This is a genomic window from Denitrobacterium detoxificans (assembly GCF_015062615.1).
GTDB lineage: Bacteria > Actinomycetota > Coriobacteriia > Coriobacteriales > Eggerthellaceae > Denitrobacterium > Denitrobacterium detoxificans_A.
In genome coordinates this window covers 402,689-421,071 of record NZ_SUUH01000002.1, presented here as the reverse complement: position 1 = coordinate 421,071, position 18,383 = coordinate 402,689, and the positions used below count along the sequence as shown (strand labels likewise).

Here is an 18,383-nt window from a genome sequence, read left to right as displayed (position 1 = left end):
TTCACATTGCGCGAACGCCGCGCCACCAGTCGTAATTACGTGAGCTCTCACTTTACAACAGCATGCGAAAGGCATGGGTAGAAATTCCTCGTTTGAGCAGATAATGACCCTTTTCAGACCACATAAGTATCACACTATGCACAAAAATCGTAAAACTTGTTCAGTTCTAGAAAAGTGGCTAAAATATATTTCACAGCTCACACAGCCATTTGGCATTTGTCCAAATCGGCAAGCGGAAAGAAGGAGAACGCTCTACATGCCTATTGGAATGACCCTGAATTATCGCCTGCGACTCACCGATTTCGACCGCTTCGGCCATCTGCATCCAGCCGCCGTGCTCGACATCCTGCAGGACCTTGCCACCGTGCAGGCGGAAGACATGGGCATTGGATATAACGCCATGCATGACAAGGGCGTATTCTGGGCAATCGTGCGCATGAAGTACGTGGTGCACCAAGAGCCCAAGCGCCATTCCGTGGTCTCGGTGCGCACGTGGCCGCACTCCCCCTCGCGCTTCTCGTTTCACCGCGATTGGACCATACATGACCAAGATGGCAACCTGCTGCTCTCCGCAGCTTCGGAATGGGTCGTCATGGACGCGAAAGAGCGTTCGTTCGTTTCGGTAGCCGATATCTACGAAGGATCGAACGACTTCAGCGAAGACCGGGCCATCGAGGGGCGCATCCGGAAGCTAAAGCCTCTTCCCGCTCAAGCGTTATGCGCGCGCACCATCACGCCAGGACGCACCGACGTAGACGTGAACGCTCACGTAAACAACGCGCGCTACGCCACATACGCCATCGACGCGCTCGACGATACGATGGGGCGCCCCATCGTTGCGTTCCAGGCCGACTTCCGACACGAGGTTCGCAAGGACGAAACGCTGCGCGTATTCACGCACCAAGACGAAGCGGGCGCCTGCATTGAAGTGCGTAAGGATACCGACGATATCGCCTGCAGCATCAAGGTAGATTATGCATAGATTACGTTTATACCCTAGTCGTTTTGTTAGTCTTGGTGTAGTTCTAGTTTCCTAGTCATAATTAAAGAGTTGAGGAGAATGCAATGGACAGCGTAACGCAACAACCCGAAGGTATCGCCTTCTCTCCCGCCATCCTGCTCAAGCTCTGCACCATCCACGAGCACCGCGGCGCCGAGGAGCTCGCATGCGCGCGTAACCCCGAAGCACTCGACGACTACCGCGAGGCAACCATGTTCCAGAGCGCCCTTGCCGCCACGCGCATGGAGGGCATGACCATCGGCGACACGCGCCTGCGCTGCCTGGCGCGCGAAGAAGCCGAACCGCAATCCCCCGCCGAGAGATTCGCCATGGGCTATCTCTACGTCTGGGGCCTCATCGAACAACGCTACGCCTCCATCCGCCTTTCCCCGGGCACCATCCAGCAGCTCCATCGCGACATGCTCTGGTACGAGAAGGCGGAAGACACCGGCGAATGGAAGGACGAAACAGAAACTCCCGCGGCAATCCGCGACCTCTGCCGCGAATACCAGGCTGCGAAGCGCTCGAAGGACGGCATCCCCATGCAGAGCATCTTCGTGTTCTATCGTGCCTTCACCAGCATTGCCCCCTTCGACCGCTACAACACGTCGTGCGCCAACCTGCTGCTCCTGCTGCTGCTGTGCCAGGAAGGCTACACGGTTGGCCTGCATGTCTCGCTCGACGTCGCGCTAGAAAGCAACAAGCGCAAGCTCGGCAATGCCGCGAAGAAGAGCAAGGAGCATGCGGGCGACGAAACGTACGCCATTCGCATGCTGGAAACGCTGCTGGCGTGCTACGAAACGCAGACCGAATACCTGCAGCGCATGGGCAAGCGCGTAAGCAACGAAGCGCGCATCCGCGCCTACTTCGACCAGATCGAAGAACCCGTTACCAAGCGCGCCATCATGGACGCGAACCCGTCCATGAGCCAGAAGACCGTCGAACGCATCCTGCAGAAGATGCAGGACGAAGGGGCCATCCGCAAGATAGGCGCAGCCCGCGCCACGCGCTACAAGCGCAGGTAAACCATTCCCCATCACGCAGAAGGGCGACTGCGTTTGCAGTCGCCCTTTTCATTGCATGGTATTCGTGCTTCGATGCTACCAGCTTGCGCGGATCATGCGCGCTTCGGTGAGCACCGCCGACACGGGGCGATCGAAGCTCTCGCGGGCGATGCTTTCGGATGCCATATGGCTTTCGCGACACAGACCCAGGGCAAAGCCGGGGAACGTGGACAGGAAGATGTCGTAATAGCCACCGCCATAACCCAGGCGATAGCCTCGTGTGTCGAACGCAAGGCCCGGCACGATGCAAAGAGAATCGACGCAAGAAGCGGGATCGACCAGACGCCCCACAACGGGAGCGGGCTCGGGAATGCCATACGAAGAGGGAACAAGGCCTTCGAGCGAATCGATGGCGTACCACTCCATGGTGCGCGAACCGGGAACGCAACGCGGAAGGGCGACCATCTTCCCCAGAGAAAGCGCACGCTCGATGATGACGTGTGTGTCGACTTCGCTGCCCACGGAATAGAAGGAGAAGACCGTGCGAGCGATCATGAATTCGGGCTGCTGGAAAAGCCGTTGCGCAATTTCCGCATCGATGGCAGCTCGGCTGACGGGATCGAGCGCATCACGGCGATCGATGAGCGCCTGACGTTGCGTGCGCTTTTCGCTCGCAACCGTTTCGTAGCTTACTTCGGCAATCATGGAAACCAGCTCTCGTCGGGTATACCTTCCACGGCAACTCTACCTAATGGAAAACCGCTCGCGGATATCGGAAAACCATTGTTACCAAAGCGTAGCTGCCTAATGATAAAATGCCGTTGACCTTACAAAACAAGCACGTAAGAGCAGGCATTGGCAAAGCACGCTAAACAACCAATCAAGCCGGAAAAGCACACTGGAAAGCGCATTGGCAAGGGCATCGCAATCGCCCTCGCACTGCTCGTCGCCCTGGCTGCGGCAGGAAGCGCCATCTACTTCTGGGCCCTGCCCAACGTCGCGCGCATCCAAGCGGCGCAGCAGAAATCCAGCAGCACGCAGGCAACCGAAACCAGCAACAGTACCACGGCCACCTCGAACGCGAACGCCTCGGGCGGCAGCACCGAAAGCCAGGCCGAGGCCACCACGCCCGCTACCTATCAAGTGGCGGCATACGACGACATTCCCATCTACTGCCCCATCCGCACGGCCGACCTTACCGCCGTCATATTCCACCAGGCCTCGTACGCATACGCGCTGCAAATGTACACCGAGCTTCCGAAGGCCGACGGCGAAACCGCCTACAACGAGCACTACCTACGCGTGAACCATGCGCAGAATAGCGGTACCTGGGTCGACGCCGACACCGTGCACGCGTGGCGCACAACCGCATCCACCAACATCGACACGTCCATCGACTCGGGCGCCGTGGCGGGAACGCCCGTCTACGCCCCCGTTACGGGAACCGTCGTGCTCGTCACGGAATACCAGCTCTTCGAGCAGCTCACCGACATCGAGATTCACATCCAGCCCGAAGGGCACCCCGAGCTCGACGTGGTGGTCATCCACACCACCGACCCCCTAGTGAAGGCGGGCGACAAGGTAGTAGCGGGAACCACGCAGATTTCCTACGTGCGCGACATCAGCAGCATCAGCGGAGTCCAGCTCAGCGAATACACGAGCGAGGACGATCCGGGGAATCACGCGCACGTGCAGATTAACGACACGAATTACGAAGGCTATCGCGAAACGAAGCTACAGGGCGCCATCACCGTGGAATAACGGCAACTACGCAAGCCCGCACAAAATCTCGAAGTTGGACACGGGCATGGGCTTTGCGAAGTAGAAACCCTGGAACATCTTGCATCCCATCTGCTTGAGCATCTCGAACTGCTCGAGCGTTTCCACGCCTTCCGTGATGGCGCTGATGTGCAGCTTGCGCGAAAGGTCGATGACCGACTGCAGAATGATGCGAGCGCGTTCGTGCTCGGTGGCCTCGCGCAGGAACAGCATGTCGATCTTCAGCACGTCCACGGGAATCTCGCGCAGCATGTTGAGCGACGAATACGCGCTGCCGAAATCATCCATTTCCACCACGAAGCCCTCAGCCTGCAGCCCCTTGATATCGAGCAGGCGGCTGTCGATGTCGGTCATCATAGCCGTTTCCGTGATCTCCAAGCGCAGGCGCGACGGGTCGACGCCATAGCGATTCACCAAGCTCACCAAGCGCTTGCGCACGTCAGTGAACAGGAAGTCCTTCGCCGAGATATTCACCGAAAGCGTTAGGTCGTTCCTTCCCTGCATCTGCCATACGCCCAGCATACGGCAGGCCTGTTCCCACATGAGGTCGTCTACCTTCGTAATGAGGCCACTGTATTCCAGAACGGGAACGAATTCGGAAGGCGGAAGGAAGCCACGATCGCGATGATTCCAACGGACGAGCAATTCGGCGCCAAGGATAGTGCCTGCTTCGTCTACCTGGGGCTGAAGGTACGGCATGATATCGCCGCCATGAAGCGCGTCCTCGAGCGAGCCGATAATGGAATGCGTCCACACGCGCTTCTCGCGCACGCTGTTGTCGAAGATGCGCACGCGCCGATTGGCATTCGAGCCGCAGCCATCGATGGCCATATGCGCGCGATCGATCATGGTTTCAACCGGCAGCGACTTATCCTCAACGACATATACGCCAATGTGAACCAAGATGGGATAGTACGTGTTCCTATCGAGCCTGATAATGTGATTCGTGGAGGCCTCGAGCATATCTCGGTCGAAATCGTCTTCACGAATAAGGGCGCAAAACTTGTCGGCGCCCACACGGCCATAGACCATGCCGTCGGTCTTGTAGAAACGCAAGGCCGTGGCTATGCGCATAAGGAGTTTATCTCCCCCGTTTCGCCCATACACGTCGTTGACCATTTTGAAGTCGTGCACGTTCGACACGAGCAGGCAATAGTGCTCGTCTGGATTGGCATCGAGCAATTCGCGCGCTTTCGCGCAGAACATTCGCCTGTTATACAAGCCCGTAAGCTCGTCGTGCGTGGAACCATAGAGTGTGTCGGCATCCAAACGCTCGAGAAGATGCTTCTTGACCTTTACGCGCGTAGAGGTGACGGAATGAGACACAGAACGGCGAATGCCTGCCGACAAGGAGACACTGCTCAATTTGCTCATGAATCAACTCCGACCAATGGCGTAGGGGGCATTTAGGGCGCATTCGATGCTGACCATTTGGTGAAAATGAATTTTACTACATATCGGAAATGAAATAGCTTAATCGAGGTATTTCTTCTCGAAATCGGGGAACGGCATGGGCCGAGCGAAATAGTATCCCTGGAAAAGCCCGCATCCCATGCTGCGAAGCACATCATATTGCTCGGACGTTTCCACGCCCTCGACGATGCAGGGCATGCCCAGGCTCTCGGAAAGTGCAATGACGCTTTCCAGGATCTTGCGCGCTCGTTCGGGGTCCTTCGCGCGAGAGAGAAACGCCATGTCAATCTTCAGCACGTCGACGGGCATGTCCTTCAGCATGCCCAGCGAAGAGTAGCCGCTGCCAAAGTCGTCCATCTCTACCACGAATCCCGCCTTGCGCAGGCGATCCAAGGCAGACATGGTGGCAACGCCCTTTTCCATCACAACGGCCTCGGTAATTTCCAAATGCAGTGCATGCGGCTTCACGCCATACGCCTCCACGAGGTCGATGAATGTCTGGGCCACGTCGATGAAGAAGAAGTCGCGCGGCGAGATGTTCACGGCCACGTACTTGTTGATGCCGCGGTTCGACCAATCGCGCAGGATGCGGCACGCCTCTTCCCAAATGTGCTTGTCGAGCTGCACGATCATGCCATTGCGCTCGAAGATGGGGATGAACTTGTCGGGACGCAGCTCGCCCCACTCCGGGTGAATCCACCGCGCAAGCGCCTCGCCTCCCCTCACGACGCCGTCGGCATCCACCTGGGGCTGCACGTACGGTCGGATCTGGTGCTCGCTCATGGCGCGGTCGAACGCGCCGATGACCTTCTTCGACCACAGCAATTCGTCGCGCATGGCGTCGTCGTAGATGGCCAGACGCCGCTCGTGCGCGTATTCCGAGCCAATGGACTTGGCAGCGCGCATGGCGCGGTCGATCATGATGGGCACGGAAAGCGAACGGTCGGCCACCTCGTACAGGCCCACATGCACGACCACGGGGAACAGGCGGTCGGCGTTGACGTATGCAACCTGGTCGGGCAAGTCGATAAACATCCGATAGGAAACGCGGTCGCGATCGAAGCACACTGCGAAATGGTCGGAGGCAAGTCGCGCGTACAGCGTTCCCGGGTTGGCTTTCTCGCGCAAGGCGGTGGCAATGCGCACGAGCAGATCGTCGCCCTCCCGCGAGCCGTAGATATCGTTGATGAGGCTGAAGTCCTTGACGTTCGAAACGGCGATGGCGTAATTCACGTTGGGATTTTCCTTAAGTAGCCGCTCGACCTCCTCGCAGAACTTGTGCTTGCGATACAAGCCCGTCAGGCTATCGTGGTCGGCGCGGAACTGGGCTTCCTCGGTAGCCTTGCGCTCCTCTATCAGACTCTCCTCGTATTCCGTCTGGTCATACACGATAAGATACCCACCCACGACCCGCTGCTTCTTGTCGGCGATGACGCGATAGCTCACGCGGAAATACCGTTGAACGCCATTCAGGCTATCGTAGGCATCGCGCTCGTGCTCGACCACATACGAACTACCCTCACCTAGGAAACGCGCAAAGAGGGCGTTGCCGGAATGCAGGTCATTCTGATCCAAGCCGAACTGCTCGTGTGCCGCATCGTTCACAAACAAGCAATTCGCATCGCCGTCAAACACGGCGATGACCTCACCGAATTCCGAGACCACACGCGAAAGCAAGCGGTCGATCACGAAAAAGGGCTTATAGACGATGGCGAAGAAGAATCCCAGCAACGCGCAGATGGTGTAGGCAACGAACGAAAAACCAAGCGGCGTATCGGTGGAAAGGTAATAGATGTCAGTGCCAACCGACGCTAACACGGCTATGAGCATGACCACATAGCGCTCGGAGTAGACCGCAGGAACCGAGATGGCCTTGCCAAGCAGCAAAATCACGGCCGCCAAGAACATGAGCAGCGTGATGCATTGATGCACGAGAAGCCACGGCTGGGGAATAAGAATGAATGAGCCCATCCACGGTATGAACGCGGTAGGCTCGAATCTGAACACGATACCCGTGAAAATGTTGGAAAGAATGGCCACCGTGTCCACCGTGGCCATTGCTGCAAACAGAAATGCCCAGATGGTGCCGCGAAACTGGCTGGAGCAATACACGGCAATGAAGTTAACCAGCTCCAGGAGCATCCAGTCAGTGCCCGCGAAGAACAGCAGGGCACCAAACATCGCCAAAGGCTCGCTGGGCGCCATGACCATGATGACATCGCCCAGAACGGGCAACAGCACATACCCAAGCAGACGCTCCATGTCGTAGGAAATAGGGCGCACGGAACGATGGGCTATACGCGCGCACGCGAGAATAGCCGCAATCATTGCGAATGAAATAACCAAAAACGCTATCATGCCCCAAACCAAACGGACGCTTCCGCCCCCAAGCGAACTAGAATTGTAACACCCACGGTATCATTATAGTTTGAAGAGAACGGGATACACACGATTCGTTCGAAATGTGTTTACCAAGATGCAGCAAAAGCCGCATTACACGTGACACGCATGCAAGAATGTGCAGATTGTGACCACAGAATAATTCGGGGTTGATTTGGCGCGCGGTTACGGCTAATATACTTTTCGCTGCTTGAGCAGCAAACACTTTCGGGTTGTGGCGCAGTTTGGTAGCGCACTTGACTGGGGGTCAAGGGGTCGCAGGTTCAAATCCTGTCAACCCGACCAGCTAAACAAGCGGGTCAGAAGGTTTCTTCTGACCCGCTTTTTGCGTCCCTAGCTCACTCTCACGCGCGCAGCAAACACGGCGCTAACGCCCAAAACCCGCCTACGCAGAAAAATGAGCAAATCAGGCCGTCATAATGTAAGAAATGTAACTGTTTACACGCCCGCGAGACCACAAGCGCTCGAATTGAAAATCACGACCTGGGATTACGCCGTCCCAGAAGTATGAGATGAACCCGTTTGCCCCACCGAAAAGGCGAAATCACAGGAATCTACGTGTAAACGGTTACATTTTTGCTAAATAGACCTGCGATTTTGCTCATTTCTCATAGGAGTGCCCATTCGAGCACGCCAAAAAATCCAGGGCCGCAACAACACTACAGTTACAACCCTGACGCGGGGACGTACCTTCTGTCACCTCTCCGGTGTTCGAGGGTGACAGAAGGTACGTCCCCTTGTCACCTAGGCAGCCGACCTGCTGTACGGCATGATGCCGGAAACCCTCAGCTGCTATTGGGTTTCCAAAGAGAGCTAGCGACCCCTAGTCCTTGCGCTGTTTGCGCATGCGCACGAAGGCCACGACGCCAATCGCAGCGGCGCAGATGATCACCATGGCCAGCGGCAGAAAGCCGATGAAGGGATCGCTCGTCTTCGGCATGCTCGACGCATACGTCTTCGATGCAGGATGGTACGTGCTCGTCGTCATGCTCGAGGAGCTTGCAGCCGCCTCCTCCACGGTAAATGAAGCCGAAGAGGTGCCATCGTCGAACGTTACGGCTAGCGCATGCTCACCCGTATCGAGCGTTTCGAGCAAGTCCGCGGGCAGAGTAAGCACCACGCTGCCGCTTTCGGCGGTATAGCGAGACGAATCAACCTCTACCCCGTCAATGGAAATGCCCGTGAAATGCGAAAACGTGGCTGCGGTATCGCCCGAGCGCTCCACCTTGAACACGAGCGCCTCGTCACTCCCCTTTTGCCAGGTAGCGCCATCGCCGGAGACCATATCGTACGTAGGCGCCACGTCAGGTGCGGTAATCTCGAACGTACGCTTTACCGTGCCTGTATAGGAGCCCATACCCGTAATGGTAACCGTGGCAATTCCCGGCTCGACGTTATCCGCGTACGTCACTTCGTAATCGGTGCCCGCATCAAGGCCGGGGATTTCCACAAGCGGCGTTATGGGCGAACCGCTATACGGATAGGACGCATCGAGCGCCGTAACCGCCGAGTCGTAGAACGCAACGTCATACAAGCTCAATGCGGGCTCTGAAGAGGACACGTAAGGCATGTTCGCCATGGCAAGGTTGCTAAGCCAGGTGGTCCGATTGCCTCGGATGATGTCGAGGGAATTAACCAACACACCCTTCACCTGCGTAGTTCCCGAATCGCCAAACAGGTTGCCGATAGAGCCGGCGGAGCTGATGACATACTCATGGCCGTCGGCATCGCCCAGGTACATCATCTCGTGACCGGGCATGAACAGCACGGTCCCCAAGGGCATCTGACGAAGGGCCGCCGCCTTGTGCGCATCGTCCAAACCGGAAAGATCGTACGAACGCACCGGCATATTACGCTGCCACGTAGTATTGCGCGCCAGCTCGAGCCCAAAGCACTTGTACACGTCGCGCACGTAGCCCGAGCAGTCGTTCGCCTCAAGCATGCCTCCCCAGCCATACATCTCACCCAGCGAATTGAAGGCAACGTTGGCGATGTTCTCGCGCGTAAGGGGCAGGTAGCCCTCGCTTACCGGCTCGGATTCGGCAATGAGGCACGCTTCCTTCGAGTACGTGCCGTCAGCGTTGCGTACGGGCAGGTAGCAGACGTGGTTGTTGTACGCCGAGCGCGTGCCCACGAGCACGCTCGCATCTTCCCAGTCGATGCGCTCAAGCACGGTACCCATGTACAGCAGCCTATTGGCGGTATTCGACGTAACGTTCGACTGCTCGGTGCGCACCTTGTAACCGGTGACTACCAGCTCCTGGCCCTCCGGGATGTCCCACGCGCCCAGCCACTCGGTCTTGCTGGCGCAGATGGCAACGTCGGACGCGGGAACCCAGCCGCCATCCATGCACGATGCAGTGCAGAAGTAGAAAAGGCCATCGGTGGAGACGGCGCGCACCACCACGGGCTCGTTCACGCGCAGCGCGCTCAGGTACAGGTTGTCATCGTCGGCGTCGCCATACGTCATCATGAGCGGGCGATTGGTGGGATACCCACGCAACGTGGTGTGGGTGGTTACAACGCCATACGGGCTGGCAATGGCAGGAGCCGCGCCATCGGTGGGATACACGGCCATAATGTCTTCCACGTCAGCCTGAGTGAAGGTCGACCAATCCTCGTTGTAGGCCTTGCCGACGAAGTCGTTTTCCAGCTCGCTACGCGCAGCCGCCGCAAGGGCCTGCTGACGCTCGGCGGTAAGATAGGACGCATCCATGGTCTTCAAGGGCTGCAGGTGCGTATTGCTAGCCTCTACCGCCGCTGTATTCAGCGCATCGATGGTAGCGCGATCGGCCAGGACATCGGTGGCATCCGTCTGCTTCGCCACCCAATACGCGGCCGTAGACTTTTTCTGCGTCACATCGGGCAGGTAGATCACCGAAGTAGACTGCGCCTCGAGCGCGTCGCCATCGGCATGCGCGTGAATGGCGAAACCACCCACAGCCAGCAGCGCAGCCAGGCAAAGCGCAGCGGCAACACGCGCGGACATGAAAGACCCGAAAAGCCTCTTTCCCATCGGAACCTCCAAACGGGAAGCACGCTCCGCACACGCACCATCTGCGGCTCGGCCACCCCTAGACCCTTTGACCTACAGAAATAGTACCAGATGAATAACAAAAACGGGAAGGGCGAACCCTTCCCGTTGACCATACGATATGTGGCAGAGGCTAGGCGTTCTGCAGAGGCACGCGCTCGTCTTCCACATTGAAAAGCTCGCGCGTTTCGGGCGCTTCCTCGGCCTGGATGCCGTGTCGCTCCACGTACCCCGTCATGATGAGCGACAGCGCACCGTCGCCCGTGACATTGCAGGCGGTGCCGAAGCTATCCTGCAGCGCGAAGATGGTGAGCACCAGCGCGGTACCCGTGGCGTCGAAGCCAATGACGCCCGTGATCAGGCCCAAGGAAGCCATAACGGTACCACCCGGCACGCCCGGAGCGCCAATGGCGAAGATGCCGAGCAGCAGGCAGAACAGAATCATGGTGGTCACGCTGGGCATGGCGCCGTAGAGCATCTTCGAAATGGTCATGACGAAGAACACCTCGGTGAGCACCGAACCGCACAGATGGATGTTCGCGAACAGCGGAATGCCGAAGCTGACCATATCCTTGCGCAGCGGCTTGGCCTTGCCCGCGCACTGCAGCGCTACGGCCAGCGTGGCAGCGGAGCTCATGGTGCCAATGGCGGTAAGGTATGCAGGGCCGTAATGGCGAATGACCTGCAGCGGATTCTTGCCGGAATACGCACCGGCGATGCCGTAGAGCACGGCCAGCCAGATGTAATGGCCCAGGATGACGATGAGCACGACCACGATGAATACGGGCAGCTGCTGGGTGATGGCGCCTTCGTACGCCAGACCGCAAAAGGTACAGGCGATGAACACGGGCAGCACGGGAATGATGACCTTCGTTACCACGGCCAGCACGATGCGCTGGAACTCATCGAGAATCTGCGGGATGGCCTTCGCCTTCGTCCACACCGAGGCAAGGCCGATGATGATGGAGAACACCAGCGCGCTCATGACGCTCATGATCTGCGGAATGTCCAACTGGAAGGGCACGTCGGGCAGGTCGCGCAGACCCGCGGGATCGGTGACGATGGACAGCTGCGGAATGATGGCATAGCCGGAAGCCGTGCTGAAGAACGCAGCGCCAATGGAGCTCACGTACGAAATGAGGATGGCGAACCCGAGCACGCGTGACACGTTGCTGCCCAGCTTCGTGATGGACGGCGCGATGAAGCCGATGATGATCAGCGGCACGCAGAACATGATGAGCTGGTTGAGGATGTACTTCACCGTAACGATGACGAGCATCACCTGCTCGGTTGCAACCAGGCCCACCAGAATGCCCACGACCACGGCCACGAGCAAAATGAAGGGCAAGCTGGTAACTACTCTCTTCATTGGTATCCTTTCCTGAACGCGCGAAACCCTTCTCGCGCATTTCCCTAACAGCGCCCTACTATACCGTTTTTTGCACTGTTCAGAGCAGAAAAATGCCGCTGGGGTGCCAGCGGCATCAAAAAAGTTAGGCCTACCTACCAGCTAGGCGCTACGCACGTGCGGAAGATGCGGCAGTAGCCACCTGCTTGCCCTCGCGGCAACGCACGCTCGCGAAGACGCTGCCCGCGATGTTGTGCCACACGCTAAAGATCGCGCCCGGCAGCGTGGCCAGCGGATTCGCCGCGAAATTGGCGGCGGCCAGGCTTACGGAAAGACCGCTGTTCTGCATACCTACCTCGATGGCGAGCGCGGTGGTCTTCGCGTAGTCCATCTTGAAGAGGCGCGCGATAGCGTAGCCCACGCCCATGCCAATGGCGTTATGCAGAACAACCACGGCCAGAACGAGAGCGCCGCTCTCCAGGATCTTGGTTGTGTTGGCGGCCGTGATGCCGGCAACGATGAAGGCGATGGCGAACACCGAGATGACGGGCAGAATGGGCTGAACCGTCTGCACGGCGCGATGCGCGAAGGCGCTTACCACCAGGCCGGCGATCACGGGTAGCAGAACGACCTGCACCACGGAAACGAACATCGCCACGATGGAGACCTCGACCCAGGCGCCGGCCAGCGCATACACGAGCACGGGCGTTACGAGCGGAGCCAGGAGCGTGGAGACGATGGTCATACCCACCGACAGGGGCACGTCGCCCTTGGCGATGTAGGTAATCACGTTGCTAGCCGTGCCACCAGGGCAGCAACCCAGCAGAATGACGCCAATGGCGATGTCCGAAGGCAGCTGCAGCACCGTAGCCAGCGCCCAGGCAGCCAGCGGCATGATGGTGTACTGTGCCACCGCGCCAATGAGCACTTCCTTCGGATGCGTGAACACGACCTTGAAGTCGGAAGGCTTGATGGTCAGGCCCATGCCGAACATGATGATACCCAGGAAGATGGTGGTGTAGCCCGTGGCCCACACGAACGCCTGGGGCACCACGAACGCAAGCGCGGAAAGCGCGATGATAATAAGCGCCACGTAGCGCGTAAGAACACTGCCAATGGTTGAAAGAGCTCGCATGATATCCCCTTTACTTTGCGGGCTGGTACACGAAATTGTCGATAAGGCGCGTAGAGCCAATGCGCACGGCCATGGAGACCAACGCCTCAGTGTCGAGCGCGTCGAGCGGCTGCATGTCGATGGCGTCGTTCACGCAGACGTATTCCACGTTAGCACGCGGCTCCTCGGCTAGCACATGCAGCATCTCGCCCACGAGCTCGCTTGCGGGCATTCCGTCGTGCGCAATCTCCTGGCCGCGGAACACCGAACGGCTGAGCACCGTGGCCGCCTTGCGCTCCTCGTCGGAAAGGTACGTGTTGCGCGACGACTTCGCCAGGCCATCGCTCTCGCGCACGATGGGACACCCCACGACCTGCACGTCGAAGTTCAGGTCGTCGACCATCTTGCGGATGATGGCAAGCTGCTGGGCGTCCTTCTGGCCGAAGTAGGCGCGGTCGGGCTGCACAATGTTGAACAGCTTGGACACCACGGTACACACGCCACGGAAGTGAATGGGTCGCGCGGCACCTTCCAGCGTAGAGGACAGGTAGTCGATGTTCACGAACGCATGCGCATCGTGGTACATCTCGCTGGGCTCGGGATGGAATACGTACGCAGCACCCAGGCGCTCGCACAGGGCGCAATCGGCTTCGAAGTCGCGCGGATAGGCGTCCAGGTCCTCGCCCTCGGCGAACTGCGTGGGGTTCAAAAACACGCTCACGACGGCAACGTCGTTCTGAGCAACGGCACGTTCGATGAGACTTGCATGCCCCTCGTGCAGGTAGCCCATGGTGGGCACGAGGCCAATGGTCTTTCCCTCGCGTTTCAGAGCGCGCAGCACGCGCTTCGCTTCGGAAATGGTAGTAATAACTTGCATGGCTCCCCCTCTATGCCAAGTCTTCCAAACGGCCATGCGCTTCGTATCGGGTGATACGGGACGCATGATTGAACCCATCCACGAACACGACATGCGGCTTCGCGGAGGCGGCCTCTTCTTCGTCCATCTGGGCATAGGCCATGATGATCACGTGATTGCCCACGTTGGCACAGTGGGCGGCTGCGCCGTTCACGCAAATGACGCCGCTCCCCCGTTCGCCGGCAATGGTATAGGTGGCGAAGCGGTCGCCACGTTCCACGTTCGCGATTTCCACGCGCTCGTATTCGCGAATGCCCGCAGCGTCGAGCAAATCGGCATCGATAGTGATGCTGCCGATGTAATCCAGCTCGGCCTGCGTCACGCGGGCGCGGTGAATTTTCCCATGTAGCATGGTGGTTAGCAAAACAAATCCTCCTGATCCCTCTGACGTGCTAAAGGATGCTATCAGGAGGAACCAGGAGGAACAAATAGATTTAATTTATGCGGGGTATTGCGGGGAACTACTCCCGCCCATGCATAAGCGACAGAGTCTTATCGAGCACGATGTCGGCCAATTCGGCCTTGAGCATATACGGAACGTGCTCGTCACCGTCTTCGGTAACCATCCAGATCTCGTTGCCCTCGGTACCGAACGCCAAGCCATTGCCCACCTGATTGGCAATGATCATGTCGGCGTTCTTCGCCAGCAGCTTCTTGCGCGCGTTGGGCACCACGTCGTGCGTTTCCGCAGCGAAGCCCACGACCACCTGGTCGCCCTTCGCATGGCCCATCTCGGAAAGGATGTCGGGGTTTTCCGCCAGGCGGATGGTGGAAAGCGCCGCGTCGTCGAGGCCCTTCTTCAGCTTGTGGTCAGCTTCGTTTTCCGGGCGCAAATCGGCCACAGCCGCAGCGAAAATGGCCAGGTCGCACGTAGGGAACACCTCGGCCACGGCGTCGCGCATCTCGCGCGCGGTACGCACGGGCACCACGGTGACGCCCTCAGGCGCATCGACGGCAACGGGGCCGGAAACGATCGTGACGTTGGCACCACGCTTGGCAGCGGCCGTAGCAAGCGAATAACCCGTCTTGCCGCTGCTGAAGTTGGTGATGTAGCGCACCGGATCGATGGGCTCGATGGTGGGGCCCGCGGTGATCATGAGGTTCATGCCCTTCATGTCGCCAGAAATGCCCAGCGTCGTAAGAGTGCGCGCCACGATATCGTCGACGGGAGCCAACTTGCCGCGACCCACGTAACCGCAGGCCAGATAGCCCTCCTGCGCCTCGATGATCTGGTAGCCACGCATTTCCAGAATGGCCATGTTGTTCAAGTTTGCCGGGCTGGTGTACATGTTCACGTTCGCCGAAGGGGCGACAATGATGGGGCACGAGCATGCGATAGCCGTGGACGTGAGCAGGTCGTCGGCAATGCCGTTGGCCAGCTTGGCAACCACGTTCACCGTGCACGGCGCAATGAGGAAGAGGTCGGCTTCCTCGGCAAGGCTGATGTGAGGAATGGGGTCACCACCCTCGGTAAACATCTCGACGCCCACTTCTTCGTGCGTAAGTGCGCGGAAGGTAAGCGGGGTCACGAACCTGGTTGCGTGCTCGGTCATGACGACCCTCACGCGCACGCCAGCGTTCTGCAGACCTCGAACGATCTCACAGGCCTTATACGCTGCAATGCCGCCCGTAACGCCAACCAGGACGGTCTTCTGCTCTGAACCCATCTGAATGCTTTCTACTCGTTCGCGCGAGCGTACCTAATCGCCAAACGCGCTTTTCCCTATATTACGGCGAAGCACATCGGCAATAATGCGAACGTGCTCCTGGCTATCGTTGAGACACGGAACCCACACAAAGCGGCCGTTCGTGTTCAGGGCATTCGAAATGGAGCCATCGATGGCAGATTTCGCCGGCTTCGCCCCCGCCCCCTCGAGCGCGGGAACCATTTCCTGCGGGATATCGTACATGGTCTCCAGACAGTCAATGGCAAACCCCGGGCATGCGAAGAACACGCGGAAGTCCTGGCTGCGCCAGCTTTCCAACACGTCAAGCGACAGCGGAGACGCCCAGGCCTTGGGGTTGTGGCCGAAGACGCTCTGGTACGACACGGTAACACTCGCGGGGTCGATGCCCAAACGTTCGGCCACCAGGCGCGCCGTTTCGCGCGTCTGCGTACGGTACGTGTCACCCGCGCGTTCGTCCTTCAGCGGAATGGCGTGGAACGACAGCATCAGGCGATCGCCCGAAGCGGCGTCGAAGCCCAGATCGCGAATGCGGCGGGCGATTTCGTCGATGTAGAGGGCGTTATCGTGGTAGTTGTCGATGATGCAGCACGGCGGACGCCAGCCGACTTCCTTGCGGGCGCGGTTGAACGCGTCGATCACGGCAAGCGTGGGCGAATAGGCGCTCTGCGGGTACAGCGGCAGCAGTACCAAGCGCTCCACGTCAGCGTCGCGCATCTCGCGCAGCACGCTGGCAATGCCGGGCTGGCCATACGACATGGCACTACGCACCATAACGTCATCGCCGCCGGCGGCCAGCTCCTCCCCTACGGCCTTGGCCAGGCGTTCCTGCAGGTAGATGAGAGGCGAGCCATTCTCGTTCCAAATGAAGCGATAGCGTTCAGCCGATGTGAACTTGCGCTTGGGCAAAATATGGCGGAAGACGAGCCACTTCCAAAGCGGGCGCGGCATCTGGCAGATGCGATCGTCCATAAGGAACTCGCGCAAATACGATTCGATGGCATCTGGTTCGGGAGAGGCGGGCGATCCCGTGTTGGCAATAATGATTCCTGTTTTCATTCCAGTCCAATCTGCGCCAAGCGCGTAAGAGTTAGGCTTGCCTGTCCCTGGTGAAGTTGATTATAACTGCAGGTCGGGGGTTTGCGCCTGAGCTTCGGCCATCGCCTGCAAAATGCCCTCACCCGCAGCTGTACGACCCATGCTACGCGGCGCCAGAGTATCGAGCACCTCGCGCAAGTCGGGCGGGAACCCGTCGATCAGGTGGATATGGTCGCCCGTAAGCGGATGGTCCACGTCGAGCGAATAGGAATGCAGGAATTGGCGCTGCAGGCCCAACTGCTGCTGTTCGTTGCCCCAGCGATACAGCGGGTCACCCACGCAGCAGTGGCCGATGTGCTCCATGTGCACGCGAATCTGGTGCGTACGGCCCGTATAGAGCTTGCATTCCAGAAGCGTGAAGCCCTGGTCCTTCGTGCCCTGCTCGAAGCGCTCGAGCACCGTGAACGTGGTAAGCGCATTGCGCGCCGTGGGCTTATACGAAATGGCCATACGCAAGCGGTCGAAATCGGCACGCGCGATGGGCGCATCGATCATGCCCGTATCGTAGGCGATGTTGCCATGCACGAGCGTGATGTACTTGCGGTCCACCTCGTGCACGCGGATGAGTTCCTGCAGCGCCGCGCCGCAGGCATCACTCTTCGCGCACATCATTAGACCGCTCGTATCCATGTCGAGACGGTGCACGATGCCAGGGCGGTCATCACCCTGCACGTGGGCCAGGCTGTCGCGGCCATACGCATAAATGAGTGCATTTACCAGGGTAAACGACGGATGATTGGGCGCAGGGTGCACGCAGAGCCCCGCCTGCTTGGAAATGACGATCATGTCGTCGTCTTCGTAGCGAATATCGAGCGGGATGTCCTCGCCACGCAGGTCGATATGCTGCGCCTGCGGCACTTCCTCGTACACGATGGTGTCGCCCGCACAGACCTTCGTCTTCTTGGTAGCGGTAGCTCCGTTCACGAACACGGCACCCGCCTCGATCTGCTTGGCAGCCTGACTGCGGCTTTCGTAGCAATCGCGAAGCGCCAGGTACGCATCAAGGCGCATACCCTCGTCTTCGCCACCCACCTGGCACATGAGGGCGCGCGCCATTATTCGCCCTTACCCGCGTCGGCAGCAGCGGAAGCCTCGTCGGACGCAAAGATGGAAAGCAACAAGCTAATCATGAGCAGAGCGATTCCCACCGTGACGCCGATGTCGGCCACATTGAACACGGGGAAATCGATAAAGGTGCAGTTAATAAAGTCGACCACGTAGCCATACGCCAGGCGGTCGATGGCATTGCCCAGGCCACCCGAGGCAACAAGGGCAAGCGAGATGACCTCGAGCAGGGCAACCTGGCCCTTACGCGCCACCGAGGCGAACCACAGGATCACGGCAACGCTGATGATGACGCTGAAGACGCCCAGCGCGAACGTGGACTTGCTGAAGATGCCCCAGGCAGCACCGGTGTTGTGCACCAGTATGAACTGGAACAGACCCAGCACATTGTCAACGAACACCTGCCCCACCTGGCCATTGTCGAAGGCAACCTTGGTAATGCGGTCGAGAATAAGCCAAACGGCCACGATGACCGTGAAGGCCACCGTGGCATGCTTGGCGGAAAGTCGCTTCATAGCGTTGGGCAT

General features: G+C 58.9%; 15 protein-coding genes and 1 tRNA gene. 4 read left to right on the top strand and 12 right to left on the bottom strand.

The genetic code is table 11. From position 1 onward, the window contains the following. Window positions 1–256 precede the first annotated feature (256 nt). Together E7002_RS04525 and E7002_RS04520 are read left to right on the top strand one after the other, a co-directional pair. A complete protein-coding gene (locus E7002_RS04525) occupies window positions 257–982 on the top strand; it encodes an acyl-[acyl-carrier-protein] thioesterase (protein ID WP_303727675.1) in 726 nt (241 codons plus the stop codon). A gap of 83 nt (window positions 983–1,065) precedes the next feature. Beyond that, window positions 1,066–2,025 (top strand): hypothetical protein, encoded by a 960-nt coding sequence (locus E7002_RS04520; RefSeq protein ID WP_303727674.1) that lies wholly within the window; start codon window positions 1,066–1,068, stop codon window positions 2,023–2,025. Window positions 2,026–2,100: 75 nt separating this feature from the next. On the opposite strand, the gene E7002_RS04515 is transcribed toward E7002_RS04520, so the two are convergent. Beyond that, entirely contained in the window at window positions 2,101–2,709 is a 609-nt protein-coding gene (locus tag E7002_RS04515) for a 5-formyltetrahydrofolate cyclo-ligase (RefSeq protein WP_303727673.1), read from the bottom strand. Window positions 2,710–2,859: 150 nt separating this feature from the next. Here E7002_RS04515 and E7002_RS04510 point away from each other — a divergent pair, with 150 nt between their 5' ends. Next, on the top strand, window positions 2,860–3,765 hold the full coding sequence (locus E7002_RS04510) for a hypothetical protein (protein ID WP_303727672.1): 906 nt from the start codon (window positions 2,860–2,862) through the stop codon (window positions 3,763–3,765). Between the two features lie 6 nt (window positions 3,766–3,771). Here E7002_RS04510 and E7002_RS04505 read toward each other — a convergent pair whose 3' ends face one another. Together E7002_RS04505 and E7002_RS04500 are read right to left on the bottom strand one after the other, a co-directional pair. Continuing rightward, window positions 3,772–5,157, bottom strand: coding sequence for a bifunctional diguanylate cyclase/phosphodiesterase (locus tag E7002_RS04505; protein ID WP_303727671.1), 1,386 nt, complete (start codon window positions 5,155–5,157; stop codon window positions 3,772–3,774). A 99-nt stretch (window positions 5,158–5,256) separates the two neighbouring features. Next, the gene (locus E7002_RS04500; protein WP_303727670.1) at window positions 5,257–7,479 is read right to left on the bottom strand and encodes a bifunctional diguanylate cyclase/phosphodiesterase; all 2,223 of its coding nucleotides are present in this window, start codon (window positions 7,477–7,479) and stop codon (window positions 5,257–5,259) included. A gap of 325 nt (window positions 7,480–7,804) precedes the next feature. Here E7002_RS04500 and E7002_RS04495 point away from each other — a divergent pair. Next, window positions 7,805–7,881: transfer RNA gene (locus E7002_RS04495), tRNA-Pro, on the top strand. 538 nt (window positions 7,882–8,419) lie between these two features. On the opposite strand, the gene E7002_RS04490 is transcribed toward E7002_RS04495, so the two are convergent. From E7002_RS04490 to lspA, 9 genes are all read right to left on the bottom strand, one after another. Beyond that, window positions 8,420–10,612: an NlpC/P60 family protein gene (locus E7002_RS04490; RefSeq protein WP_303727669.1), complete on the bottom strand. Its 2,193-nt coding sequence runs from the start codon at window positions 10,610–10,612 to the stop codon at window positions 8,420–8,422. A 151-nt stretch (window positions 10,613–10,763) separates the two neighbouring features. Continuing rightward, window positions 10,764–11,999: a dicarboxylate/amino acid:cation symporter gene (locus E7002_RS04485; RefSeq protein ID WP_303727668.1), complete on the bottom strand. Its 1,236-nt coding sequence runs from the start codon at window positions 11,997–11,999 to the stop codon at window positions 10,764–10,766. A 148-nt stretch (window positions 12,000–12,147) separates the two neighbouring features. Beyond that, on the bottom strand, window positions 12,148–13,113 hold the full coding sequence (locus E7002_RS04480) for a bile acid:sodium symporter family protein (RefSeq protein ID WP_303727667.1): 966 nt from the start codon (window positions 13,111–13,113) through the stop codon (window positions 12,148–12,150). A 10-nt stretch (window positions 13,114–13,123) separates the two neighbouring features. Next, window positions 13,124–13,969, bottom strand: a complete 846-nt coding sequence (gene panC / locus E7002_RS04475) for a pantoate--beta-alanine ligase (protein WP_303727666.1) — start codon at window positions 13,967–13,969, stop codon at window positions 13,124–13,126. A gap of 10 nt (window positions 13,970–13,979) precedes the next feature. Beyond that, window positions 13,980–14,372: an aspartate 1-decarboxylase gene (gene panD, locus E7002_RS04470; RefSeq protein ID WP_303727665.1), complete on the bottom strand. Its 393-nt coding sequence runs from the start codon at window positions 14,370–14,372 to the stop codon at window positions 13,980–13,982. 97 nt (window positions 14,373–14,469) lie between these two features. Then, window positions 14,470–15,675 (bottom strand): bifunctional phosphopantothenoylcysteine decarboxylase/phosphopantothenate--cysteine ligase CoaBC, encoded by a 1,206-nt coding sequence (coaBC, locus tag E7002_RS04465; protein ID WP_303727664.1) that lies wholly within the window; start codon window positions 15,673–15,675, stop codon window positions 14,470–14,472. Between the two features lie 33 nt (window positions 15,676–15,708). Continuing rightward, complete coding sequence (gene hemH / locus E7002_RS04460; RefSeq protein ID WP_303727663.1) at window positions 15,709–16,752, bottom strand: ferrochelatase; 1,044 nt, start codon at window positions 16,750–16,752, stop codon at window positions 15,709–15,711. A 60-nt stretch (window positions 16,753–16,812) separates the two neighbouring features. Continuing rightward, window positions 16,813–17,847, bottom strand: coding sequence for an RluA family pseudouridine synthase (locus E7002_RS04455; protein ID WP_303727662.1), 1,035 nt, complete (start codon window positions 17,845–17,847; stop codon window positions 16,813–16,815). Next, window positions 17,847–18,383, bottom strand: coding sequence for a signal peptidase II (lspA, locus tag E7002_RS04450; protein WP_303727661.1), 537 nt, complete (start codon window positions 18,381–18,383; stop codon window positions 17,847–17,849). Before lspA ends, E7002_RS04455 begins: the two co-directional genes overlap by 1 nt.

What these genes read in the sequence shown, in the direction of transcription:
- E7002_RS04485 (WP_303727668.1), bottom strand. Translation starts at nt 11,999, where the DNA reads ATGAAGAGAGTAGTTACCAGCTTGCCCTTCATTTTGCTCGTGGCCGTG.
- E7002_RS04490 (WP_303727669.1), bottom strand. Translation starts at nt 10,612, where the DNA reads ATGGGAAAGAGGCTTTTCGGGTCTTTCATGTCCGCGCGTGTTGCCGCT.
- E7002_RS04455 (WP_303727662.1), bottom strand. Translation starts at nt 17,847, where the DNA reads ATGGCGCGCGCCCTCATGTGCCAGGTGGGTGGCGAAGACGAGGGTATG.
- E7002_RS04520 (WP_303727674.1), top strand. Translation starts at nt 1,066, where the DNA reads ATGGACAGCGTAACGCAACAACCCGAAGGTATCGCCTTCTCTCCCGCC.
- hemH (WP_303727663.1), bottom strand. Translation starts at nt 16,752, where the DNA reads ATGAAAACAGGAATCATTATTGCCAACACGGGATCGCCCGCCTCTCCC.
- E7002_RS04480 (WP_303727667.1), bottom strand. Translation starts at nt 13,113, where the DNA reads ATGCGAGCTCTTTCAACCATTGGCAGTGTTCTTACGCGCTACGTGGCG.
- lspA (WP_303727661.1), bottom strand. Translation starts at nt 18,383, where the DNA reads ATGCCCAACGCTATGAAGCGACTTTCCGCCAAGCATGCCACGGTGGCC.
- coaBC (WP_303727664.1), bottom strand. Translation starts at nt 15,675, where the DNA reads ATGGGTTCAGAGCAGAAGACCGTCCTGGTTGGCGTTACGGGCGGCATT.
- E7002_RS04515 (WP_303727673.1), bottom strand. Translation starts at nt 2,709, where the DNA reads ATGATTGCCGAAGTAAGCTACGAAACGGTTGCGAGCGAAAAGCGCACG.
- E7002_RS04505 (WP_303727671.1), bottom strand. Translation starts at nt 5,157, where the DNA reads ATGAGCAAATTGAGCAGTGTCTCCTTGTCGGCAGGCATTCGCCGTTCT.
- E7002_RS04525 (WP_303727675.1), top strand. Translation starts at nt 257, where the DNA reads ATGCCTATTGGAATGACCCTGAATTATCGCCTGCGACTCACCGATTTC.
- panC (WP_303727666.1), bottom strand. Translation starts at nt 13,969, where the DNA reads ATGCAAGTTATTACTACCATTTCCGAAGCGAAGCGCGTGCTGCGCGCT.